Origin of the sequence: Martinezella tropici (assembly GCF_003287875.1) — a bacterium.
Classification (GTDB): domain Bacteria; phylum Pseudomonadota; class Alphaproteobacteria; order Rhizobiales; family Rhizobiaceae; genus Rhizobium; species Rhizobium tropici_C.
In genome coordinates, this window is record NZ_QMKK01000025.1 from 32,075 (window position 1) to 52,753 (window position 20,679).

22 protein-coding genes and 1 tRNA gene are annotated in these 20,679 nt (G+C 60.8%); 16 read left to right on the forward strand and 7 right to left on the reverse strand.

Features of this window, described 5'->3' with window-relative positions:
* Nucleotides 1-49 precede the first annotated feature (49 nt).
* Entirely contained in the window at nucleotides 50-679 is a 630-nt protein-coding gene (locus DQ393_RS08185; protein ID WP_112341270.1) for a glutathione S-transferase family protein, read from the reverse strand.
* Between the two features lie 248 nt (nucleotides 680-927).
* Here DQ393_RS08185 and DQ393_RS08190 point away from each other — a divergent pair, with 248 nt between their 5' ends.
* Together DQ393_RS08190 and DQ393_RS08195 are read left to right on the forward strand one after the other, a co-directional pair.
* On the forward strand, nucleotides 928-2,343 hold the full coding sequence (locus tag DQ393_RS08190) for a polysaccharide biosynthesis C-terminal domain-containing protein (protein ID WP_112341271.1): 1,416 nt from the start codon (nucleotides 928-930) through the stop codon (nucleotides 2,341-2,343).
* Nucleotides 2,344-2,345: 2 nt separating this feature from the next.
* Nucleotides 2,346-3,617, forward strand: a complete 1,272-nt coding sequence (locus tag DQ393_RS08195) for a GNAT family N-acetyltransferase (RefSeq protein WP_112341272.1) — start codon at nucleotides 2,346-2,348, stop codon at nucleotides 3,615-3,617.
* On the opposite strand, the gene DQ393_RS08200 is transcribed toward DQ393_RS08195, so the two are convergent.
* The gene (locus DQ393_RS08200) at nucleotides 3,604-5,244 is read right to left on the reverse strand and encodes an AMP-binding protein (RefSeq protein ID WP_112341273.1); all 1,641 of its coding nucleotides are present in this window, start codon (nucleotides 5,242-5,244) and stop codon (nucleotides 3,604-3,606) included. The two genes, DQ393_RS08195 and DQ393_RS08200, sit on opposite strands and share 14 nt — an antisense overlap.
* Nucleotides 5,245-5,344: 100 nt before the next feature.
* Nucleotides 5,345-6,289 carry a signal peptidase I gene (gene lepB / locus DQ393_RS08205; protein WP_112341274.1) on the reverse strand — a complete coding sequence of 315 codons (945 nt, stop codon included), beginning with the start codon at nucleotides 6,287-6,289 and terminating at the stop codon, nucleotides 5,345-5,347.
* A gap of 242 nt (nucleotides 6,290-6,531) precedes the next feature.
* Here lepB and DQ393_RS08210 point away from each other — a divergent pair, with 242 nt between their 5' ends.
* Nucleotides 6,532-7,512, forward strand: coding sequence for an aldo/keto reductase (locus DQ393_RS08210; protein ID WP_112341275.1), 981 nt, complete (start codon nucleotides 6,532-6,534; stop codon nucleotides 7,510-7,512).
* A 214-nt stretch (nucleotides 7,513-7,726) separates the two neighbouring features.
* Nucleotides 7,727-8,521 (forward strand): class I SAM-dependent methyltransferase, encoded by a 795-nt coding sequence (locus DQ393_RS08215; RefSeq protein WP_112341276.1) that lies wholly within the window; start codon nucleotides 7,727-7,729, stop codon nucleotides 8,519-8,521.
* A 103-nt stretch (nucleotides 8,522-8,624) separates the two neighbouring features.
* On the opposite strand, the gene DQ393_RS08220 is transcribed toward DQ393_RS08215, so the two are convergent.
* Nucleotides 8,625-9,212, reverse strand: a complete 588-nt coding sequence (locus DQ393_RS08220) for a TetR/AcrR family transcriptional regulator (protein ID WP_112341277.1) — start codon at nucleotides 9,210-9,212, stop codon at nucleotides 8,625-8,627.
* 235 nt (nucleotides 9,213-9,447) lie between these two features.
* Between DQ393_RS08220 and DQ393_RS08225 the strand changes: the two genes are divergently transcribed.
* The 6 genes from DQ393_RS08225 to DQ393_RS08250 all read left to right on the forward strand — a co-directional run bounded on the left by DQ393_RS08225 (nucleotide 9,448) and on the right by DQ393_RS08250 (nucleotide 13,293).
* Nucleotides 9,448-10,746 carry an MFS transporter gene (locus tag DQ393_RS08225; RefSeq protein ID WP_112341278.1) on the forward strand — a complete coding sequence of 433 codons (1,299 nt, stop codon included), beginning with the start codon at nucleotides 9,448-9,450 and terminating at the stop codon, nucleotides 10,744-10,746.
* Between the two features lie 143 nt (nucleotides 10,747-10,889).
* Nucleotides 10,890-10,974: transfer RNA gene (locus DQ393_RS08230), tRNA-Leu, on the forward strand.
* A gap of 186 nt (nucleotides 10,975-11,160) precedes the next feature.
* The gene (locus DQ393_RS33170) at nucleotides 11,161-11,622 is read left to right on the forward strand and encodes a hypothetical protein (protein WP_146758966.1); all 462 of its coding nucleotides are present in this window, start codon (nucleotides 11,161-11,163) and stop codon (nucleotides 11,620-11,622) included.
* Between the two features lie 39 nt (nucleotides 11,623-11,661).
* On the forward strand, nucleotides 11,662-12,018 hold the full coding sequence (locus tag DQ393_RS08240) for a DUF6693 family protein (protein WP_210209412.1): 357 nt from the start codon (nucleotides 11,662-11,664) through the stop codon (nucleotides 12,016-12,018).
* Nucleotides 12,019-12,168: 150 nt separating this feature from the next.
* Nucleotides 12,169-12,762: a YqaA family protein gene (locus tag DQ393_RS08245; RefSeq protein ID WP_112341280.1), complete on the forward strand. Its 594-nt coding sequence runs from the start codon at nucleotides 12,169-12,171 to the stop codon at nucleotides 12,760-12,762.
* An 18-nt stretch (nucleotides 12,763-12,780) separates the two neighbouring features.
* On the forward strand, nucleotides 12,781-13,293 hold the full coding sequence (locus tag DQ393_RS08250; protein ID WP_112341281.1) for a disulfide bond formation protein B: 513 nt from the start codon (nucleotides 12,781-12,783) through the stop codon (nucleotides 13,291-13,293).
* A 191-nt stretch (nucleotides 13,294-13,484) separates the two neighbouring features.
* Here the strand turns inward: DQ393_RS08250 and DQ393_RS08255 are convergent, their stop codons facing one another.
* Nucleotides 13,485-14,042 carry an HNH endonuclease gene (locus tag DQ393_RS08255; protein WP_015341304.1) on the reverse strand — a complete coding sequence of 186 codons (558 nt, stop codon included), beginning with the start codon at nucleotides 14,040-14,042 and terminating at the stop codon, nucleotides 13,485-13,487.
* A gap of 112 nt (nucleotides 14,043-14,154) precedes the next feature.
* A complete protein-coding gene (locus tag DQ393_RS08260; RefSeq protein WP_112341282.1) occupies nucleotides 14,155-14,799 on the reverse strand; it encodes a DNA-3-methyladenine glycosylase family protein in 645 nt (214 codons plus the stop codon).
* A 43-nt stretch (nucleotides 14,800-14,842) separates the two neighbouring features.
* Here DQ393_RS08260 and gluQRS point away from each other — a divergent pair, with 43 nt between their 5' ends.
* Nucleotides 14,843-15,724 carry a tRNA glutamyl-Q(34) synthetase GluQRS gene (gene gluQRS, locus DQ393_RS08265; RefSeq protein WP_112341710.1) on the forward strand — a complete coding sequence of 294 codons (882 nt, stop codon included), beginning with the start codon at nucleotides 14,843-14,845 and terminating at the stop codon, nucleotides 15,722-15,724.
* Here the strand turns inward: gluQRS and DQ393_RS08270 are convergent.
* Nucleotides 15,689-16,651 (reverse strand): YihY/virulence factor BrkB family protein, encoded by a 963-nt coding sequence (locus DQ393_RS08270; protein WP_112341283.1) that lies wholly within the window; start codon nucleotides 16,649-16,651, stop codon nucleotides 15,689-15,691. The genes gluQRS and DQ393_RS08270 overlap by 36 nt on opposite strands.
* Before the next feature lie 110 nt (nucleotides 16,652-16,761).
* Between DQ393_RS08270 and DQ393_RS08275 the strand changes: the two genes are divergently transcribed.
* The 5 genes from DQ393_RS08275 to DQ393_RS08295 all read left to right on the forward strand — a co-directional run bounded on the left by DQ393_RS08275 (nucleotide 16,762) and on the right by DQ393_RS08295 (nucleotide 20,620).
* Nucleotides 16,762-17,595 (forward strand): SDR family oxidoreductase, encoded by an 834-nt coding sequence (locus DQ393_RS08275; RefSeq protein WP_112341284.1) that lies wholly within the window; start codon nucleotides 16,762-16,764, stop codon nucleotides 17,593-17,595.
* A 119-nt stretch (nucleotides 17,596-17,714) separates the two neighbouring features.
* Complete coding sequence (locus DQ393_RS08280; protein WP_112341285.1) at nucleotides 17,715-17,918, forward strand: twin transmembrane helix small protein; 204 nt, start codon at nucleotides 17,715-17,717, stop codon at nucleotides 17,916-17,918.
* A gap of 224 nt (nucleotides 17,919-18,142) precedes the next feature.
* Nucleotides 18,143-18,721 (forward strand): cob(I)yrinic acid a,c-diamide adenosyltransferase, encoded by a 579-nt coding sequence (locus DQ393_RS08285; protein ID WP_112341286.1) that lies wholly within the window; start codon nucleotides 18,143-18,145, stop codon nucleotides 18,719-18,721.
* Nucleotides 18,722-18,919: 198 nt separating this feature from the next.
* A complete protein-coding gene (locus DQ393_RS08290) occupies nucleotides 18,920-19,669 on the forward strand; it encodes an electron transfer flavoprotein subunit beta/FixA family protein (protein WP_112341287.1) in 750 nt (249 codons plus the stop codon).
* Nucleotides 19,670-19,690: 21 nt separating this feature from the next.
* Nucleotides 19,691-20,620 (forward strand): electron transfer flavoprotein subunit alpha/FixB family protein, encoded by a 930-nt coding sequence (locus DQ393_RS08295; protein ID WP_112341288.1) that lies wholly within the window; start codon nucleotides 19,691-19,693, stop codon nucleotides 20,618-20,620.
* The last annotated feature ends 59 nt before the right edge of the window (nucleotides 20,621-20,679 follow it).

A 20,679-nucleotide genomic window follows, 5' to 3' on the forward strand; every position in this document is an offset into this window, starting at 1 on the left:
GAACAGCGCCAGCTGACAGGTGGAGTCCCTAGATGAAGAGCCAATGCACTCAGATGGCGGAATGGGGATCTTCGCTATAGAGATGGACCGGATAGCCGGGGCCAATGACGTCAAGTACACGATCGAGCCACGCGGTGAACGCGGGATAATCGGCAAGATCGAAGCCGCAATCCGCAGCCCGATGAGCATAGGCATAAGCCGCTATATCCGCGATCGAAAACTCCTCGCCAGCGAGAAAGGGCGTGGTCTTCAGTCCACGCTCGAGCGCCGCAAGCGCACGAAGGCCGCCGGCACGCTTGGCCTCCGCCATGACGGCATTGAGCTCGAGCCGCCCCGTCAAGGTCCAGAAGCGCAGCGTGCCGATGACCGGCTCTACGTGATATTGCTCGAAGAACAGCCACTGCATGACCTTGGCGCGCTGGTAGCGATCTGCCGGAAGAAATCGCGTTCCCTCGGCGACATAGGTCAGGATCGCATTCGATTCGGCGATCGTGCGCCCATTCTCGAGTTCGAGAACGGGAATGCCGCCTGCCGGATTGAGAGCGAGAAAGGCATCCGTGCGCCCCTCGCCTTCGAAGATCGACACCAGGCGGGTTTGGTATGGAATATCAAGCAGCCCGAACAGTACCCTGGCCTTCCAGCCATTCTGCGATGGCAGATAATCGTAGAGCGTGAGCATGAGATCCTCCGTTGGCACGCGATCGATTCTATATTGCGGCTAAGTGCCCGCCACCCGTTTCCTGCGGCGGGAGCGCGGTATCGCAACCCCAAGAAGAGCCGCATCCCAAGGTTGCCTCGAATTCCCTCGGTGAACGATTCTTCGCAGCTTGCGGATGATTTTTGCATGCAGAAAGAACCGATTCTTAACCCTCCTCTGCCAAGACTGCCGCGAGGTTGGGATCATACTTAAAGTATTGCGTATCGATCATGGCGGTCTTTCAAACAGCGGAGAGAATGTTGCCGTCCGCATTGCGGACTGCGCTATCGCCGCATCTGCGCAAACTCGCTGCCCTTTTTGCCGGTCAGGACGAAAAAGCCGTCTCGCAGCGCATGGCGCTGATCGCTTTCACGATCCGCATCGCAGGCGCCGCCCTCGCCTTCCTGTCACAGATCATCCTTGCCCGCCTGATGGGCCGGTTTGAATACGGCGTCTTCGTTTTCGTCTGGGTGTTGATGATCCTGTTCGGCAATCTTGCCTGTATCGGCTTCCCGACCGCCATCATCCGGTTCCTGCCGCAGTATGATGCCAGCGGCAACTACGATGCCATTCGCGGCCTGAACGCCACGGCGCGCCTGTTCGTGGTGGCCATCTCAGGCACGCTGGCCCTGATCGGAGCACTCCTGATCCATGTCTTCCGCGGCATGATCGAAGCCTATTACATCCTGCCGACCTTCCTCGGGCTGATCGCCGTGCCGATGATCGCGCTGGGCGACGTCCTTGATGGGACGGCGCGTGCCAAGCACTGGCCGATCATGGCTCTGAGCCCGACCTTCCTGATCCGCCCGACGCTGATATTGCTCTTCATGGTCGGCGCGGTCCTCGCCGGAGCGCCGCGCGATGCGGTCACGGCCATGACGGCAGCCCTGGCCGGCGCCTTCACCAGCGTCCTGCTGCAATATCTGGTCGTCACCCTCCGTCTGCGCCGCCATTATCCGGGCGGCCCGAAAGCCACGGAATTCAACGCGTGGTTTGCCGTCGCCTTTCCTATCTTTCTTGTCGAAGGCGTGGGCTACCTTCTCACCAATTCCGATGTCGTGGTCGTCGGGATATTCCTCGATCCGGATCAGGTTGCCGTCTATTTTGCCGCCGCCAAGACCATGGCGCTGGTCCACTTCGTCTATTTCGCCGTAAAGGCCGCGATCGGCCCGCGCTTTGCCGCGATCCTGGCGGAAGGTGACCGCAGCAAGCTTGCCGCCTTCGCAGCCGATGCAACGCGTTGGACCTTCTTTCCGGCGCTTGCCGTCGGTCTTGCCGTCCTGGCCGCCGGCCAGTTGCTGCTGTCGCTTTTCGGCGCCTCTTTCACCGATGGTCAGATCGTCATGGCAATACTGCTTGCCGGCATCCTCGCAAGGGCATTGGTCGGCCCTGCCGAAGTGCTCCTGACCATGGCCGACAAGCAGATGCTCTGCGTCTACCTCTATGCAGCGGCACTTGTCGCCAATATCGGCCTGAACGTCATCCTTATCCCGCGTCTCGGCATCGAAGGGGCAGCCATTGCCGGCACCGCCGCCATGGCGATCGAGGCCCTGCTTCTGCACATCGCGGTCCGTCACGCGCTCGGCATCACCCTGTTCGCCCTCATTCGGCGCCCCGCAACCCCACCGGCAACGAGGGCTCCCTGATTATGGCACGCCCTCCCTACACCCAAAGTACCGACAGCCAAGTGAATGCCCTGACGCATACGCTCGCAGCGCTGCACTTCGAAACGCCGAAGGCCGAGGCCCGGGTCGAGATCGGCCGCGTGGGCCGCGAACTCTGCCTCTATCCCGGCAAGCTCGGCTACGAGCTGCAGGACGAACTGGACTTCCTGTCCAACCGCGCCATAGAACCGAACGTCTTCTTCTCCGGCCGTTTCCTGGCGCCCGCCATGCCGCGGCTGGAGGACCGGCAGGTGCGTCTTGCGTTGATGCGCGACAACAGCAGCACGCGTAGCCGCATCCGTCTGCTGATGCCCTTCACTGTCGACAAGCCAGGCTTTGCGATCGGGCCCTCGATCATTCGCGTCTGGTCGAACTCCTTCGGTCCGCTCGGCACGCCGCTCGTCGATGCGGAGGATGCGGGCGAGACGCTCGACAATCTTTTCGAAGCGCTCTCCCGGCCGGAACTGCACCTGCCGACGACGCTCGTGCTGCCGGATGTGCGCCTGAACGGCCGCTTCGTTCAAATGGCGAAAGTCATCGCCATCGGCAGGAACCTGCCGATCGCGGTCGCCAATCCTTTCCAGCGGCCGATGCTTGAGAGCAACGACGACGCGCTCGCCTACCTGAAGCGGACGATTTCCAACGCGCACTTGCGCGAAATGCGCCGGCAATGGCGGCTATTGGAAAATCAGGGCGAAGTCACCTACAGCGTCGCGCGCCAGCCCCGTGACATTCATCTCCGCATGGAAGAATTCCTGGCGCTGGAAGCAAGCGGCTGGAAGGGCAAGAAGCGGTCGGCCCTCGTCACGGATCGCCACCATGCCGCCTTCGCCCGCGAAGCAATCTCCAATCTTGCGGCCATCGACGCGGTGCGCATCCACACCATCGACCTCGACGGCAAGGCGATCGCCTCCATGATCGTGCTGATGATGGGCGGCGAAGCCTATACGTGGAAGACCGCCTATGACGAGGCCTATGCCCGCTTTTCGCCGGGCAAGCTCTTGATGGGCGAACTGACGGAATGGCATCTCGATGACGCCAACGTCGTCCGCTCCGATTCCTGCGCGGTACCGGACCATCCGATCATGAGCCGCTTCTGGCACGAACGCGAGGAGATGGGCACGCTCATTATCGGCCTGACGCCGAACGGCGACCGCGACGTCCGCCAGGTGACCACGCAGCTCCACATGTATCGCAGCACCCGCAACATGGCGAAGCTGCTGCGCGAAAAGATCCTGTCGCTTACGAAACGCTGACCTCGGCCACCGCCCGCTCGCGCAGCAGGCGGCGGATCACCTTGCCCGACGTCGTCAGCGGCAGAGCGTCGACGAATTCGATCTCGCGCGGATATTCATGCATGGAAAGCCGGGTCTTCACCCACTCGCGGATTTCGGCCGCCAGCGCCTCGCTTGGCTCGTGGCCGGGCACGAGAACGACATAGGCCTTGACGATTTCCGTCCTGACCGCATCCGGCTTTCCCACAGCCGCGGCAAGCTGCACGGCCGGATGGCCGCCTAGGCAATCCTCGATCTCGCTCGGACCGATGCGATAGCCCGACGAGGTGATGACATCGTCGTCGCGCCCGACGAAGGAAATATAGCCATTCGCATCCTGCCGGCCGATATCGCCCGTCAGCAGCCAGTCATTGGCAAATTTCGCCTCCGTCGCCGCCTCGTTCTGCCAGTAGCCGAGGAACATCACCGGATCGGGCCGCCTGATCGCGATCTGCCCCGCCTCCCCTACTGCAACCTCGACGCCATCGGCATCGACGATCGCGACACGATGGCCGGGCGCCGGTTTGCCCGTCGCGCCAGCACGGCTGACGCCGAAGGCCTCGCTGGAAGAGAGCACGAAATTGCACTCCGTCTGGCCGAAGAATTCGTTGACGCTGACACCGAGCGCCGAGCGTGCCCACTCGAAGGTTTCGCGGCCGAGCGCCTCGCCGGCCGAACCGATGGTGCGCAGCTTGAGATCGTAATGCGCCCGCGGATTATCGACGGCCTTCAGCAGGCGCAGCGCCGTCGGCGGGATGAAGGCATTGCGCACCTCCATCTCGGCCATGATGCGGAACGCCATGTGCGGATCGAACTTCTGCGCAGGCGAGGAAACGACGGGGACGCCAAGCATCAGGCTCGGCAACAGAGCATTCAGGAGGCCGCCGGCCCAAGCCCAGTCCGACGGCGTCCAAAGGCGGTCGCCGGCCTTGGGAAAGCCCTCATGGGCGAACTGCATGCCCGGGATATGACCCGGCAGCACGCGATGGCCATGCAGCGCCCCCTTAGGTGGTCCGGTCGTGCCCGAGGTGAAGATCATCAATGCCGGATCGTCCGGACCGGTGTCAGTGACCGTAAACAGCGGCGGATGCACCGCGACCAGATCGGCAAAGCCGGCTACACCCTCTTCCGCGCCATCGATGCTGATCACCTGAGCGAGTTCAGGCAGCCGGTCCCGGATCGGACGCAGCCGTTCGAGGCCGAAGCGGTTGGTGACGATGGCCGATGCTCCGGATGCCTTCAGCCGGTATTCCAGCGCCTCGGCACCGAACAGCAAGGCCAGCGGCAGGGCGATCGCCCCCATCTTGTAGATCGCCACATGCGCTACCCCCGTCTCGAAACTCTGCGGCAGCAGCAGCGCCACCCGATCTCCTCGCTGCACGCCATGCACGGCAAGTGCATGGGCGAAAGAGGCGGAGCGATCACGCAACTCACCATAGGTCATGGAAAAGTGATTGCCGTCAGGATTGAAATGCTGGAGGCAGACCCGATCGGGCTCGCGTTCGGCCCAGGCATCGCAAACAGCATGTCCTATGTTGAATTTCGCCGGAATCTCCCAACGAAAGTCGCGATAGAGGGCATCGTAAGTGTCACGCGGAGGCAATCTCATGCGGAATTCCAGAAAATGGTGCGGTGCAGCTAACACCTGTCGCCTCTGGGGTTCAAGGAAACATTTGAAATTACCGTCTTCCCTGCCCGGTCGCCGTCATCTAGTGCACGAAGGACCACCCTTCTTCGGAACGAAATACAAGCCAAAACTTGCCGAAGATATTCGCCTCCGGCACAAAGCCGATGTCAAAGCGGCTATCGTTGGAATTGTCACGATTGTCACCCAGGACGAAATAATAGCCTTCAGGCACTGAATACTCGCCCGTATTGTCCCCCCGCGAGTTTGGCGATTCATCCAAAGTCCGATAGCGAACCCCGTTGTCCAGCACCTCACCGAAAACGGGGAATTCGCCAGGATCCAGACTATAATTCGACACGATGGTCCCCTCGGCATCGCGCGGCACCACCTGTCCATTGATGAAAACAATTCCGCCCTTCATCTGGACGCGGTCACCGGGCAACCCGATGATACGCTTAGCATAGTCCACATTCGGCGTAGCCGGAGGCGCGAGGATGACGACATCCCCTCGCTGTGGCTTAGGTCCGAACAATTTCGGCGGCAGCCAGTCGGTTCTAAACGGGAAGGAGTAGCGACCATAGCCATAATTGAACTTCGTCACGAAAGCATAGCTACCGGGCATAAGCGTCGGCATCATCGAACCGGAGGGGATCGAAAACGGTTGGACAATGAATGCCCGAATGAAGAATGCGACGGCAATGGGCAAAAGCCAGAAAACCAGCACTATATTGTACCAGCGCGCGAACCATCGATGTTGCCAGACAGCGCCCCCTCCCCGAGCCAGCCAATAGCCGTGAACACAACCGATCAAATTGAAAGGAACGGCTACCAAACCAGCAGCCGCAGCCAACGCGAGTTGAGGCATCGCAAGAATAACCAGAAAGCCGACAAGGTTGGTAACCAACAGATAGGCTATCGCCATACGTCCACGGCCAAGATAGGCCGTGACGACAGCAGGCCCCAAAAGCAGGCCGATGACGGCAGCGGCGAGCGGACGGCGGTCTCGGAAGAAGCGGAAAAAACGCATTGAAAGCCTCAAATTGATGAAGCGCCATAGTTACACAACCAATAACTGCATTTGAATTGTCCAGATGTAACAATCCCCAAGCTAGGTCCGCTTCGATCCTCGGCAGCTTTCGAGCAATCTCGAATTATTGGGCTATCGGCAAAGCCTCCTGATAGTCTCCGCATGATACAATATCATTCACCTTCCCAAGCGAGGCGAATGACCTTGCCACCGAGATATCCATAACAGGACGGAGAATAGCGATGGAATACGTAAAGCTTGGCCGCACCGGTCTGGAAGTTTCACGCATCTGCCTGGGCTGCATGACCTATGGCGATCCCAACAAGGGCACGCATGCCTGGTCATTGAAGGAGGAGGACAGCCGGCCGCTGCTGCGCCAGGCGATCGAGGCCGGCATCAACTTCCTCGATACGGCCAACACCTACTCCAACGGCTCGTCGGAAGAGATCGTCGGCCGCGCCATCAAGGATTTCGCCCGCCGCGACGATATCGTGCTCGCCACCAAGGTCTTCAACCGCATGCGTCCCGGCCCGAACGGTGCAGGACTCTCGCGCAAGGCGATCTTCGATGAAATCGACAACAGCCTGCGCCGTCTCGGCACCGACTATGTCGATCTCTATCAAATTCACCGCTGGGACTATACGACACCGATCGAGGAAACGCTGGAAGCGCTTCATGATGTCGTCAAGGCCGGCAAGGCTCGCTATATCGGCGCCTCCTCCATGTATGCCTGGCAGTTCGCCAAGGCGATCTACATCTCCCGCCTCAACGGCTGGACCGAGTTCGTCAGCATGCAGGACCACCTGAACCTGCTCTACCGCGAGGAGGAGCGCGAGATGCTGCCCTTCTGCGAGGACCAAAAGATCGCCGTCATCCCGTGGAGCCCACTTGCTCGCGGTCGCCTCACCCGCGATTGGGATGAAGCGACCGCCCGCACGGAGTCCGACGAATTCGGGAAGACGCTCTATACCCAGGCGCTCGAGGCCGACCGCAAGATCGTCGATGCCGTCGGCACCGTTGCCAAGGCGCGCGGCATCCCGCGCGCGCAGGTCGCAACCGCCTGGATCCTGCAGAAAAGCGCCGTCACCGCCCCGATCATCGGCGCCTCCAAGCCCGGCCACATCACGGACGCCGTCGCCTCGCTGGAGGTCAAATTGACGCCGGAGGAAATCGGCGCGCTGGAAGCGCCCTATGTCCCGCACGGGGTTGCGGGGTTCAAGTGAACGGGGATTTTGGAGCTGGTCAGGCGCGTTCATCGCTGTTGCGATAGATGTGCCTGGCCCCTTACCCAGGGAAGAGGGTTAGGGTGAGAGATAATCCCAAGCTCCGAAGCCGAAGCCATGCAGCCCGCGGCAAATCGCGCAAAAGTGACTTCACGAACAGGTCATAGTTGGGGCTTAACAGGTGGTGGTTCCTTTCCCCCGAGGATGATATCCAATGATCACAGTTCCCTTCGAGGCGCGGCGATTTCAATCGACCGCGGCCTATTATCTGCGCTATCGCATCCCCTATCCGGACAGGCTGATCGAGCGCGTCGCCGAGCGCAGCGGGCTTAAGCCTGGCGACCATGTGCTCGACCTCGGCTGCGGCCCCGGCCAGCTCGGCATCGCCTTCGCGCGGCTGCAGGGTGCCGCCGTCACCGCCATGGATCCGGAACCGGAAATGCTCGCCGAAGCCGCGCTTGGCGCGAAGGCAGCCGGCGTCGATATCAGCATCCGCCAAGGCTCTTCCTACGATCTCGGCCCCGATATCGGCAGGCTGCACCTCTGCGTCATGGGCCGCTCCTTCCACTGGATGGACAGGCCGGCAACGCTTGAGGCCCTCGATAAGCTGATCGAGCCGGGCGGCGCTGTCGTGCTTTTTCACGATAAAGGCATTCTGGCGGAGCCGAACTGGCGCGGCATCCTTGAACCGCTGATGGAAACCTATTCGCCCGAGCGCAGCGCGGAGCGGCAGATGCGCCGGAGCAAGGAATGGGCGCCGCATGAAGCCATGCTGCTCGCCTCCCCCTTCCGCAATCTGGAACGGATCGGCATCGTCTCGGAATACACCAGGGATATCGAAGAGATCGTCGGCCGCATCTTCTCGATGTCGTCGACTTCGCCACAGGCGCTGGGGGACAAGGCAGCCGATTTCGAAGCCGCACTTCGCGCCGAACTGCTCGCAGTCGCACCCGACGGCAAGTTCAGAGAGGTCGTCGAGGCGAACGGGCTGCTCGCCTTCCGCGAATAGAGCAATTCCAGGAAAAGTGCGCAGCGGTTTTCCGTCCGGAATTGCGAGACAACAAAGAGATAGAGCGTCTCAGAGATTCCGTGAAAAGCTGAACCGCTATAGATCAGCTCTTTTCGTCACCCGCCAGCGGCGACAGCTCCCGCCGGGTCGCCGACAGGAATTCCTGCGACAATTCGGGATTGTCCATGGCGCGTGCCAGGATGACCGCGCCGACCATGGCCGAGAGGCTGGCAAAGGCCTTGCGCCGTCGCTCCTCCGGCGTTTGGCCGGGAACGATCTCTTCCAGCACCTCGACCAGCCCCATCAGGCCGCCGGTGAAGGTGGACTGCATCTCGGGGCCGTGGCGGCTGACCTCCTGCGTCAGCGCCGCGAAGACACAGCCTGTCGCGTGCTCGACCACGTTGCGATGCGAGAGATAATGGGCGAGCAGCGCTTCCAGCGGTTGGTCGGGCGAGCTTGACGCCACCTGCTTCCAGCGCTCCAGCGAACGAGCCACAAGCGCCTTGCTCGCCTCGCAGGCAAGCTCGTCCTTCGAATCGAAATGGCCGTAGAAACCACCATGCGTCAGCCCGGCCGCCTTCATGATCTCGGCGACGCCGATGCCGTCAAAACCCTTCTCGCGAAAGAGCTCGCCTGCCACGGCAAGGATCTTCTCGCGATTCTCGGCGAATTTCTCCCGGCTCACTCTCATCAAAAAACTCCATCAGAGCATCAATAAATCTGCATTGACAATTTATATGATGACCATCATCAATACGCAACAAATATGATAGCAATCATGTAAATGCCTTTACACAAACGTTCAAGCCGGGAGAACGGCATGGCGCTAGAAGTGGACACGGTACCCCCGGCCATCCGCGATCGAGCGCTTTCGCAAATCTCCCGATCCTGACGCCAAGACACGCAACCCTATCGGAACGCACCTCATGGTTTCCACTGCCCTTGCTTCGACGCTTGCCCGGCGCAACATCCACTATGGATGGGTCGTCGTCGCCGCCACCTTCCTCACCATGCTGGTCACGGCCGGCGCCATGGGCGCCCCCGGCGTGCTCATAAAGCCGCTGGAGGACGAGTTCGGCTGGAGCACCTCGTCCATTTCCTCGGCACTTGCCGTGCGGCTGCTGCTGTTCGGCCTGATGGGACCCTTCGCCGCCGCCTTCATGAACCATTTCGGCGTGCGCAAGGTCATCGTCTTCGCGCTGGCGACCATCGCCGTCGGCTTCATCGGCTCGCTGTTCATGACGCAAGTCTGGCAGCTGCTGCTATGCTGGGGCATCATCATCGGCTTCGGCACAGGCCTCACCGCCATGGTGCTCGCCGCGACCGTCTCGACGCGCTGGTTCACCAAGCATCGCGGCCTCGTCATCGGCATGCTCTCGGCAAGCTCGGCCACCGGACAGCTCGTCTTCCTGCCGCTGATGGCGGAGCTGACGACGCGCTACGGCTGGCGCACCACGGTGCTCTTCGTCTGCGGCATGATCGTGGTCGCTGCATTCGTCGTGCTGCTGCTGATGCGCGATCGCCCTTCTGACATGAACCTGCCGCTGGTCGGCGAGATCCACATCACGCCTCCGCCCCCGGCGACCAAAAACCTGAAGGCCGCGCTCGCCTCGCCCCTGTCGATCCTGCGGGAGGCCTCCACGACCTCGACCTTCTGGATCCTCTTTGCCACCTTCTTCATTTGCGGCCTGTCGACAAACGGCCTGATCCAGACGCATTTCGTCACGCTCTGCGGCGATTTCGGCATCTTGCCTGTCGCCGCCGCCAGCGTGCTTGCCGTCATGGGCATCTTCGATTTCTTCGGCACGATCGGCTCCGGCTGGCTCTCCGACCGCTTCGACAATCGCTGGCTGCTTTTCTGGTATTACGGCCTGCGCGGCCTGTCGCTGGTCTACCTGCCCTTCAGCAACTTCACCTTCTACGGCCTGTCGATCTTCGCCGTCTTCTACGGCCTCGACTGGATCGCCACCGTGCCGCCGACCGTCAAGATCGCCGCCGACCGCTTCGGCCGCGAAAAGGCCGGCCTCATCTTCGGCTGGGTCTTCGCCGGCCATCAGCTGGGTGCCGCCACCGCCGCCTATGGCGCCGGCCTCACCCGCACGGAGCTCAACACCTACCTGCCCGCCTTCTTCGTCGCCGGCGCCTTCTGCCTGCTCGCCGCGATCCTGGCGATCACGCTGCAAAAGTCCGGCTCCACCAGCAAAGGCCCGGCCATGGCTCACTGAGCCTCAACGGCAAAAAGCCCATGGCGTCCACCCACGCCATGGGCCAAACCGCAACCCTGCGGAAACACTCGCAATATCTGCCATCCCCGGCTTGCGCGCCCCGCCGCTCACATGCTAGACAGCCGCCTCGTCAGTACCCCGTTGCCCCATTGGCGGAATTGGTAGACGCGCTCGACTCAAAATCGAGTTTCGAAAGAAGTGCTGGTTCGACTCCGGCATGGGGCACCATCAAACCCGATCATTTAATCCCAATCGGCTCTGTAAATTTCGATATCCACCGTAATCACGGGGCCTAGCAAATTCGAGCTACGATTTGCAAAATACAACCGGGCCGATAACTTCACGCAACAAAACTTCAGCGACTCGACTTTAGCGCGATTGACGGCAATAGTGCGCCTCAAAGCGGGGAGCGCCATGAATATAACTCACACAATCTGCATTGCAGCGATCGCGTGCCTGATGTTTGACGAAGCTATTTCGGCGCCTGAACATCAAGTTTCGGCTGCACGAACATGCTTCGTAAAAATCGGCGATACTCCAAAACGACCATGCGGATGGACCTACTTCATACGGGAACCGAACAATCGTGAGATGATTGTAGGCGCAAAAACTGCCGACGGCGATTTTAGCTTCTCAGGTCTGATGATTAACCAGGGCACTTTCAAAGTCGCGGAGATTTATGCCGGAAGTCCTTTGAAGGCATCCGGCCTCTGCAAGCTGACCAAAACCGCAAAGGGCCGCGTCTCGACGATAGACTGCAAGGCCAAAAGCAAATTGGGGATGGCAAGCATGAAATCGACGGCAGATCGTCCGGATGATTGGGATCTGATCATTCGCAGAATTGTGCCCGGAAATTCGTCGGTTAAAAAGCAATAATATTGCCACTACTTACTTAACTATTTGAAGGGCCTTACATTGTCTGAAGTTGCAACCTCACCCACCCGCATCGGTCGCCTCAAATGCTCGTTCAGCGTAGCTGAATCGATTGGCAGCGTGATTCTCTGGATCATATTGACGATCGTCACGCTCGGCCTCGCATTGATCGTCTTTCCCTATTACCTCAACCGTGCCGTGTTGAACAAAACCGAGCTGCTGGATGGCTCAGGCCGCCCCGTCGGCCGCCTCAATTGCACCTTCAATATCGGTCACTCGATAGGACATGTGGTTCTCTGGGTCCTTCTGATTATCGTGACACTTGGCCTTGCCAGCTTCCTCTATGCTTATCGTGTGATCCGCGTCGTCCTAAACGAAACGCGAGTTGAATATTACTGAGAAGGTCTGGTGACGGCTTCGACGTCGCCGCCTTAGCCCCCACCCCCATCACGAAAAATTTTGCCTTTCCGCCACTTCCGTCAGTCCTCGACCATTTACAGCCATAATCCTGCCCCCTAAAGGTTTGCAACGCAGCAAAAAGGGGGCCTTATGCTTCGTAGACTGTACGACTGGACCATGTCGCTCGCCGGCCGCAAATCGGCGGAAATCTGGTTGGCCGTGATTGCCTTCGTCGAGAGCTCCGTCTTTCTCGTTCCGGCGGACGTACTGTTCTTGCCGATGTCGCTGGCGAAGCCCGAGCGTGCCTGGCGTTATGCGCTGACGGCGACGGTTGCCTCCGTGCTTGGCGGCATTGCCGGCTGGGCGCTCGGCTATTACGCCTTCGAGACCATCGCAAAGCCGATCCTCGAATTCTATGGCAAGCTCGATGCCTTCAACCAGATGAGCGCCGGCATCACCTATGAATGGGTACTCCTGCTGCTGGTCACATCGGGGCTGGCGCATCTGCCGCCGATCAAGGTGGTGACGATCCTCTCCGGCGTCGCCCATATCGATCTCGGCCTGTTCATCATCTCCGCCATCGTCGCGCGCGGCGGGCGCTTCTTTCTCCTGGCCTTCCTGCTTCGCCGCTATGGCGAATCCATCCGCCATTTCATCGAGAAGCGCCTGGGCCAGATCACCATGGCAGCCGCCGCCGTTCTCATCGCCCTCTACGGCATCTTCCATTTTGCCCTGGCGAGCTGATCCAAGGAGCCCCAACGCATGTCCATGACTTCGCCTTCCTCCCGCGCCGGCCTCGGCTATGGCGTCCTACTGACGATCGGCATGATCGTCGTCATCGGCTCGGCGCTCGGCTTCCAGTATATCGGCGGCTATATCCCTTGCGCGCTCTGCCTGGAGCAGCGCCAGCCCTATTATTACGGCATTCCCGTCGCCATCATCGCCGTGCTGACGGCAGTCGCCGGCCTGCCCTCCTGGATCACCCGCGGGCTGCTCATCATCGCTGGCCTGATGATGGTTGTCGGCGGCGGCATCGGCGTCTATCACGCCGGCGTCGAATGGCACTTCTGGGAAGGCCCGACCACCTGCTCGACAACGGCCAGCAGCGTCTCGCAGAATGCCGGCGACCTGCTCGGCCAGCTGAACGCCATCAAAGGCCCGTCCTGCACGGAAGCAGCGCTGCGCATCCTCGGCCTGTCCATGGCCGGTTGGAACGTGATCGCCAGCGTCATCCTGGCTGCTATTGCTTTTGTGGGTGCGAAGAAGGCGGGTTGACCCCTTCTCTTCCGCGGAGAGAAGGTGGGCGCGAGCAGGTGAGCAAAGCGAAACTGCAAGCGGCCGGATGAGGGGGACGAGAAGCGAAGCGACGAGGGCCTTGAGCGGCAAGCGAAAGGCAAATTTGCGTGCCGCCGCTCCCCCTCATCCGACCCTTCGGGCCACCTTCTCCCCAAGGGGAGAAGGAAATCCTACGGCTGCAGTTCCGAATCCCAGTAGAGATAGTCGAGCCAGCTGTCGTGCAGATAGTTCGGCGGAAAGAGGCGGCCGTTGTTGTGCAGATCCTGCACGGTCGGCTGGTATGGCTTCTGCGCCGGGAACATGCCGGCCTGCTTCGGCAGCTTGCTGCCCTTGCGCAGGTTGCACGGCGAGCAGGCGGCCACGACGTTCTCCCAGGTGGTCTCGCCGCCATGGGCGCGCGGGATGACGTGGTCGAAGGTCAGGTCGTCATGGGAGCCGCAATACTGGCATTCGAACTTGTCGCGCAGGAAGACGTTGAAACGGGTGAAGGCGGGATTGCGGGACGGCTGCACATATGTCTTCAGGCATACGACGCTCGGCAGCCGCATCGAGAAGCTCGGTGAGGACACGCACTGATCGTATTCCGCGATGATGTTCACACGGTCAAGAAAAACCGCCTTGATCGCGTCCTGCCAGGACCAGAGCGACAAGGGATAGTAACTCAGCGGTCTGTAGTCGGCGTTCAGCACGAGCGCCGGCAAGGACTGCGGGGAGACTGCAATCGTCAAGGAACCCTCCTGATCGATTCGGCATCTACATCTTGTATATTAGGCCGGTTGTTACAGGATTGTGAAGTCCAATAAATTCAGTGCATAAAGGCAATTTCGGGGAGGCCGCCGATTAAACTATAGGCAGCGCGTCCCGGCGCGTTTTCACGGCGTAATAGGCCCAGAAAAGCCGGGCCGCGACCGAGCGCCAGGGCGCCCAAGCCGCGGCTTCCCGGGCAACGGCCTTGGCCAAGGGCCTGACTTCATGGCCGAAAGCCATGCCGACGGCCGCCTGCAGCGCGACGTCGCCGGCTGGAAACACATCTGCGTGACCGCCGCAGAACATCAGATAGACTTCGGCCGTCCACGGGCCGATTCCCTTGATCGATGTCAGCTCGGCAAGCGCTTTTTCAGGTGATTCGGCGCTGAGCGCATGGAGATCGAGGCTGCCGCCGGCAACCGCTTCGGCTACGCGGTAAAGCGTCTCGTGCTTGATTCGCGACAGGCCGAAGCTTCGCCATGCCTCCGGCTCCAGCCCGGCATAGCCCTTGGCGGTCACCTGTCCCATGCCGGCGATCATCTTCCCCCAGATCGCATCCGCGCTGGCGCGCGAGACCACCTGCGAAACGATGATATGGGCAAGCCCTTCGAAGCCCGGTTCGCGCAGGCGCAACGGCAAGGTGCCGGCCTCTGCGGCAACGGGCCGCAGGCGCGGGTCGATCTCCAGCAGCGCAGCCAGTCCCTGTTCGATATCGCGCTCGTCGCGAATGATCTGCATGGCGTCTCGTGGTCCCCGGTTCAAATTCGTGGCAGAAGAAAGCATGATCGAGATTCCCCGTCAAAAGCCGAAATTCCGTTTTGCCCCGAGCCCGAACGGCCCGCTGCATCTCGGCCATGCGCTGTCGGCCATTCTCAATCACGACATGGCGGCAAAGGCCGGCGGCGATTTCCTGTTGCGTATCGAAGACATAGATCAGGCGCGCTGCACACCCGATTTCGAAGAGGGCATCTACACCGACCTTTCCTGGCTCGGCCTTCGCTGGCAGCAGCCGGTGCGCCGGCAATCCGAGCATTTTGCGGCCTATCAGACGGCGTTGCAGACACTTATCGAGCACGGTCTCGTCTACCCCGCCTTCCTGACACGCGGCGAGGTCAAATCACGTGTCGCCGATTTCGAAGCCGAGGGCAGTTCCTGGCGGCGCGATCCCGACGGCACGCCACTCTATCCGCCCGATGACCGCGAGCGCGGCGATGCCGAGCGGCAGCGCCTGCTTGCTTCGGGCATGAAACACGCCTGGCGTCTCGACATGGAAAGGGCACTAGCGACAGTGGACGAACCATTGCACTGGCAGGAAAGCGGCGACGGCGAGACGGGCATTATTCCGGCCGATCCCGCCGCCTGGGGCGATGTCGTGCTGTCGCGTTCCGATGCGCCCTCGAGCTACCATCTCTCGGTGGTGATCGACGATGCCGTGCAGGGTATCACCCATGTCGTGCGCGGGCTCGACCTCTTCCACGCCACCTCGATCCATCGCCTGCTGCAGACACTCCTCGGCCTGCCGGAACCGCTCTATCATCACCATCGTCTGGTCCTCGGAGGGGATGGCAAAAAGCTCTCCAAGAGCATGGGCGATACCGGCATTGCCGAATGGCGCCGGCAAGGCCTGTCACCGGCGGAGCTTCGCCGCCGCATCGGCCTCTGATTCGGCCCTCGGTTCGGCCCTTGGTTCCGAGGGTATCTTTTCCGAGGCTACCTCGGCGGCTGCGCGGCTCGCCGCCTTGCCGAACAGAAGCCGCCGCACGCGGAACTTCATCAGCGCCGCGTTGATCTCCGCGCCCATGATGAAAATCACGGCCAACATATAGAGGAAGATCAGCACGATCATCACCGACGCCAGGCCGGCATAGGTGGCGGTATAATTGGCGAAGGTCGAGAGATAATAGGCGAAGAGCACAGCGCCGATCGACCAGAAGATCAAGGTCAGCAGCACGCCGGGAATGACGTCGAAGATCCGCCTGTGGCCGGCCGCCAGCCAGAGATGCAGGATCATGAGGCCCGCCAGCAGCAGAAAGATCGTGCCGTAGATCCGCCAGCTGAAGACGATCTCGAGAATGTCGGCGAGCCGCGGCAGCCACTGCCGGGTGTAATTCAGCGCCAGCGGCACGGCGACGAGCAGGATGCTGAGGATCGCGAAGATCAACACGGCGATCAGCACGTAGCCGAGGCTGGCGAGACGGTTGAAGTACCACGGCCGGGTTTCGAGGACGCGATAGGCGCGGTTCAGCGATATGCGCAGCGCCTCGACGCCATTCGACGCGAAATAGGCGGCCGCAAGCACGGAGACCGTCAAAAGCCCGCCGCGCGGGATCGTCAGCACCTGTACGACCTGATCGGCGAGCGGCTTGGCGATCGCCTCCGGCCAGGTGTCGAAAATCAGGTGTACAGCCGTCGACGAGAACTGGCTGGCGCCGAGAAAACTCGCCAGCGCCGTACCGAAGATCAGGAAAGGGAAAACCGCCAGCAGCGTCGACAGCGCGACGTGGCTTGCCATGGCGAACCCGTCGTCCTCGACGAAATGGAACACTGCGTCGTAGATCACCTTGTAAATCGTGCGCAGGACTGTCGGCATTCCATCTCCGCCTAACGTCGGCATCATCCGGCTGACACCGCCGGTTGTCGATTGTATCGGGTTCCTGAATATGGGAAACGAGTTCCGGTTTGTACAGGAATCATCTCCTCATGACGGAACAACGCATCATCCTGCTGACTGGTTGCTCCTCCGGAATCGGCGCTTACTGCGCCCGGGCACTGAAAGCCGACGGATGGCGCGTTTTCGCGACGGTGCGCAACGAAGCCGATCTCGCCCCGCTTGCATCCGACGGCATCGAAGCACTTCTGCTGGACTACACCCGTCCCGAGACGATTTCAGCTGCGGTTGCAACGGTTAGGGAGCGCACGGGCGACCGCATCGACGCCCTCTTCAACAATGGCGCCTACGGGCAGCCGGGCGCCGTCGAGGATCTGACGACCGATGTGCTGCGCGCGCAGTTCGAGACGAATGTCTTCGGCTGGCATGAGTTGACGCGCCAGGTCCTGCCGCTGATGCGCAAACAGGGCCATGGCCGCATCGTCAATTGCTCGTCCATTCTCGGGCTGGTTCCCTACCGTTTCCGCGGCGCCTACACGGCCTCGAAATTCGCGCTGGAAGGGCTGACAATCACGCTCAGAATGGAGCTGCAGGGTAGCGGCATCCATGTCAGCCTCATCGAGCCCGGCCCGATCGCGACGAAGTTTACCGCCAATGCACTCGCCAAGATCCGCGAGCATATCGACCTTGAGGGCTCCGCCCATGCGGTGGAATACCGCAGGCAACTGAAACGGCTTGATGGATCAGGCCCGATCAACAAGCATAAATTAGGTCCAGAAGCGGTCTATGATGTGCTAAAATTGGCTTTGAATGTGAAGAGCCCACGCCCACACTATCTGGTAACGACGCCCGCCAAGCAGGGCGTCCTCTTGAAAAGGCTATTGCCGGCTAACCTTTTCTATCGTCTGATGCGTCGGCTGGACTAGAGCAATCCCGGAAAAGTGCGCAGCGGTTTTCCGCGAGGAATTGCGAAAAGCAACGAGATAAAGCGGTTCGGATATCCGTGAAAGGCTGAACCGCTTTTAAGGACAAGGATGGAGGAGCCATGTCGACCTTTACCTATATCGCCGCCATCATTGTCATGGGACTTGTCGCGATCGTTCTCGTTCGCGGCCTTTGGAACATGATGAAAGGCGACAATCCGAACCTTTCGAACCGGCTGATGCAATTGCGTGTCCTGCTGCAGGCAGTCGCGGTCATTCTGATCATGCTGACGCTCTGGCTGACGGGCGGCGGCCGCCCGGCCTAGAGCCGGATGATTTTAGGTCTGTTCGACCTAAAATCTGAATCCGCTCTAGAATCAAAGAAGTAGAGCATGATGTCGTCCGAAAACCGCTCACACTTTTCGGCATCATGCTCGAAAGCAATTCCAGGAAAAGTGCGAAGCGGTTTTCCATCCGGAATTGCTTAAAACAAAGGGTTAGGGCATTTCGCGATCCGAAGAAAAGCGAAAGGCTCTACCACAGGAACACGATGGTCAAGCTCAACAAGATCTACACCAAGACCGGCGATGACGGCACCACGGGCCTCGTCGCCGGCCCGAGGCGGCTGAAGCACGACCTGCGCGTCGAAAGCTACGGCACCGTCGACGAAACCAATTCCGCCATTGGCGTCGCAAGGCTGCACACGATTGAGCTGCCCGATCTCGACGCCATGCTGATGCGGATCCAGAATGATCTCTTCGATCTCGGCGCCGATCTTTCCACCCCTGAAACCGACGAGCCGCCGGCCTATGAGCCGCTGCGCATCATCGACCATCAGGTCGAACGCATCGAGCACGACATCGATCTCCTGAATGCCGATCTCGAGCCATTGAGATCCTTCGTTCTGCCGGCCGGCAGCCCGGCCTCTGCCCATCTGCATCTTGCCCGCACCATTGCCCGGCGCGCGGAACGCCTCATGGTGGCGCTGTCGCGTGAGCAAGGCGAACGCGTCAGCCCGCCGGCCCTGAAATATATCAACCGCCTTTCCGATTTTCTCTTCGTCGCCGCGCGGCATGCCAATCATCGCGGCCGCGCCGACGTGCTCTGGGTTCCCGGGAAGAATCGGTAGCGGCACAAATCAGTCATGAGAGGCACCACATATTGACGTTGACGTAAACGTTATTTATGCCTTTCAAGCATTTCGTCTCTCAGGCGGCCTGGAAGCGTTGTAATTGGGGGAAAAACGCGTATCCATGTCGCCATTCGACAAATGGAATGGCGCTAAACAGCGCATGTTCTCGGGCGGTCATGTTGAAGGAAGGATTCCATGAAAATTCTCGTTCCCGTTAAGCGGGTTGTTGACTACAACGTCAAGATTCGCGTGAAGCCGGATGGTTCTGGCGTCGAGCTCTCGAACGTGAAGATGTCGATGAACCCGTTCGACGAGATCTCGGTCGAAGAGGCGCTGCGTCTGAAGGAAGCCGGCAAGGCCGAGGAAGTCGTGGTCGTATCGATCGGCCCGGCCAAGGCCGAGGAAACGCTGCGCACGGCGCTCGCCATGGGTGCGGATCGCGCCATTCTGGTCGAGACCGACGATGCCGTCGAGCCGCTGGCCGTTGCCAAGATCCTGAAAGGCGTTGCCGACGCCGAAAAGCCCGGCCTCATCATCGTCGGCAAGCAGGCGATCGATGACGACTCCAACCAGACCGGCCAGATGCTGGCAGCCCTGCTCGGCACCGCACAGGCGACCTTCGCCTCGAAGATCGAGATCGGCGATGGCAAGGCTCAGGTCACCCGCGAAGTCGATGGCGGCCTGCAGACCATCGAGGTCAAGCTTCCGGCGGTCGTCACATCAGACCTGCGCCTGAACGAGCCGCGCTATGCATCGCTGCCGAACATCATGAAAGCCAAGAAGAAGCCGCTCGACAAGAAGAGCCCGGCTGATTTCGGCGTGTCGACCGAGCCGCGGCTGAAGGTGCTGAAGACCGAGGAACCGTCCGGTCGCAAGGCCGGCGTCAAGGTCGGCTCGGTTGCCGAGCTTGTCGAAAAGCTCAAGACCGAAGCCGGCGTGCTCTGAGGATAGGAAAGGATAAGACCCATGGCCATTCTTCTTCTGGCTGATCACGACAATGCCCACCTCTCCGACCAGACCGCCAAGGCACTGACGGCAGCAACCAAGATCGGCGGCGACATTCATGTGCTGGTCGCCGGCGCGGGCGCCCAGGCTGCGGCCGAGCAGGCGGCAAAGCTTGCCGGCGTCTCCAAGGTGCTGGTTGCCGAGGATGCGAGCCTCGCCAACAATCTCGCCGAACCGCTGGCAGCCCTGATCGTATCGCTGGCCGGTTCCTATGATACCATCATCGGCGCTGCGACCTCGGTCGGCAAGAACGTGCTGCCGCGCGTTGCCGCCCTGCTCGACGTCGCCCAGGTCTCGGAAATCATCGAAGTCGTTTCCGCCGACACCTTCAAGCGGCCGATCTATGCCGGCAACGCCATCCAGACGGTGCAGTCGACCGACGCCAAGAAGGTGATCACAGTGCGCACGGCTTCGTTCGCTTCCGCCTCTGAAGGCGGTTCGGCTGCGATCGAGACGGTGTCGGCCGCTGCCGATCCGGCGCTGTCCACCTTCGTCGGCGACGCGCTGTCTTCCTCGGATCGTCCGGAGCTGACCTCTGCCAAGATCATCATCTCGGGCGGCCGCGCGCTCGGCTCGGCGGAGAAGTTCAGGGAAGTCATTCTTCCTGTCGCCGACAAGCTGGGTGCCGCCGTCGGCGCCTCGCGCGCTGCCGTCGATGCCGGCTATGCGCCGAACGATTGGCAGGTCGGACAGACCGGCAAGGTGGTCGCACCGCAGCTCTATATCGCCTGCGGCATTTCCGGCGCCATCCAGCATCTGGCCGGCATGAAGGATTCGAAGGTCATCGTCGCCATCAACAAGGACGAGGAAGCGCCGATCTTCCAGATCGCCGACTACGGCCTCGTCGCTGACCTCTTCGAAGCGCTGCCGGAATTGCAAAAGGCGCTGTGAGCACGCCGATTGACTTTCTCGCAGTTGCGAGAGACTGGAAAATCGTCTCTTATAGGTCT

Excerpts from the sequence above, each read along its gene's own strand:
- DQ393_RS08185 (WP_112341270.1), bottom strand. The coding sequence starts at position 679 with ATGCTCACGCTCTACGATTATCTGCCATCGCAGAATGGCTGGAAGGCC.
- DQ393_RS08190 (WP_112341271.1), top strand. The coding sequence starts at position 928 with ATGGCGGTCTTTCAAACAGCGGAGAGAATGTTGCCGTCCGCATTGCGG.
- DQ393_RS08195 (WP_112341272.1), top strand. The coding sequence starts at position 2,346 with ATGGCACGCCCTCCCTACACCCAAAGTACCGACAGCCAAGTGAATGCC.
- DQ393_RS08200 (WP_112341273.1), bottom strand. The coding sequence starts at position 5,244 with ATGAGATTGCCTCCGCGTGACACTTACGATGCCCTCTATCGCGACTTT.
- lepB (WP_112341274.1), bottom strand. The coding sequence starts at position 6,289 with ATGCGTTTTTTCCGCTTCTTCCGAGACCGCCGTCCGCTCGCCGCTGCC.
- DQ393_RS08210 (WP_112341275.1), top strand. The coding sequence starts at position 6,532 with ATGGAATACGTAAAGCTTGGCCGCACCGGTCTGGAAGTTTCACGCATC.
- DQ393_RS08215 (WP_112341276.1), top strand. The coding sequence starts at position 7,727 with ATGATCACAGTTCCCTTCGAGGCGCGGCGATTTCAATCGACCGCGGCC.
- DQ393_RS08220 (WP_112341277.1), bottom strand. The coding sequence starts at position 9,212 with ATGAGAGTGAGCCGGGAGAAATTCGCCGAGAATCGCGAGAAGATCCTT.
- DQ393_RS08225 (WP_112341278.1), top strand. The coding sequence starts at position 9,448 with ATGGTTTCCACTGCCCTTGCTTCGACGCTTGCCCGGCGCAACATCCAC.
- DQ393_RS33170 (WP_146758966.1), top strand. The coding sequence starts at position 11,161 with ATGAATATAACTCACACAATCTGCATTGCAGCGATCGCGTGCCTGATG.
- DQ393_RS08245 (WP_112341280.1), top strand. The coding sequence starts at position 12,169 with ATGCTTCGTAGACTGTACGACTGGACCATGTCGCTCGCCGGCCGCAAA.
- DQ393_RS08250 (WP_112341281.1), top strand. The coding sequence starts at position 12,781 with ATGTCCATGACTTCGCCTTCCTCCCGCGCCGGCCTCGGCTATGGCGTC.
- DQ393_RS08260 (WP_112341282.1), bottom strand. The coding sequence starts at position 14,799 with ATGCAGATCATTCGCGACGAGCGCGATATCGAACAGGGACTGGCTGCG.
- gluQRS (WP_112341710.1), top strand. The coding sequence starts at position 14,843 with ATGATCGAGATTCCCCGTCAAAAGCCGAAATTCCGTTTTGCCCCGAGC.
- DQ393_RS08270 (WP_112341283.1), bottom strand. The coding sequence starts at position 16,651 with ATGCCGACAGTCCTGCGCACGATTTACAAGGTGATCTACGACGCAGTG.
- DQ393_RS08275 (WP_112341284.1), top strand. The coding sequence starts at position 16,762 with ATGACGGAACAACGCATCATCCTGCTGACTGGTTGCTCCTCCGGAATC.
- DQ393_RS08280 (WP_112341285.1), top strand. The coding sequence starts at position 17,715 with ATGTCGACCTTTACCTATATCGCCGCCATCATTGTCATGGGACTTGTC.
- DQ393_RS08285 (WP_112341286.1), top strand. The coding sequence starts at position 18,143 with ATGGTCAAGCTCAACAAGATCTACACCAAGACCGGCGATGACGGCACC.
- DQ393_RS08290 (WP_112341287.1), top strand. The coding sequence starts at position 18,920 with ATGAAAATTCTCGTTCCCGTTAAGCGGGTTGTTGACTACAACGTCAAG.
- DQ393_RS08295 (WP_112341288.1), top strand. The coding sequence starts at position 19,691 with ATGGCCATTCTTCTTCTGGCTGATCACGACAATGCCCACCTCTCCGAC.